This window comes from Shewanella electrica, from assembly GCF_022321485.1.
Classification (GTDB): Bacteria; Pseudomonadota; Gammaproteobacteria; order Enterobacterales; family Shewanellaceae; genus Shewanella; species Shewanella electrica.
The window spans coordinates 1-266 of record NZ_JAKOGG010000357.1 but is presented as its reverse complement, the minus strand read 5'-3'; the positions used below and the strand labels follow the sequence as shown (position 1 = coordinate 266).

Below are 266 nucleotides of genomic sequence, written 5' to 3'. Positions count from 1 at the left end.
CAAGAGGTCGTGCTCGCGGTTGTCCTGGTTGTGGACCACCACCTCGACGCCTCGCAGGCGCGACTCGAAGAGGTCCTGGGCCGGCACCCCGGCGGCGCCGGCGCCGTAGGCGTAGCCGCCCCAGGCGAGATAGGCGCGCGCCAGATCCGCTTCGCTGTCCCAGCCGCGCGTGTCGATCAGCGCCTGCAACCCGGCTCCGTAGGCGCCCGGCTTGGAGCCGAACACCCGGTAGCCGGCGCGCCGCGCCGCCTCTTTCGCGTCCAGGC

Annotated in this window: 1 protein-coding gene; it reads right to left on the bottom strand. The window is 73.7% G+C overall.

Going from position 1 to position 266, the window contains the following annotated elements; genetic code table 11:
- Positions 1 to 266 (bottom strand): cobaltochelatase subunit CobN (locus L9G74_RS20885; protein WP_238898675.1); only part of this gene is annotated, 266 nt, incomplete at both ends.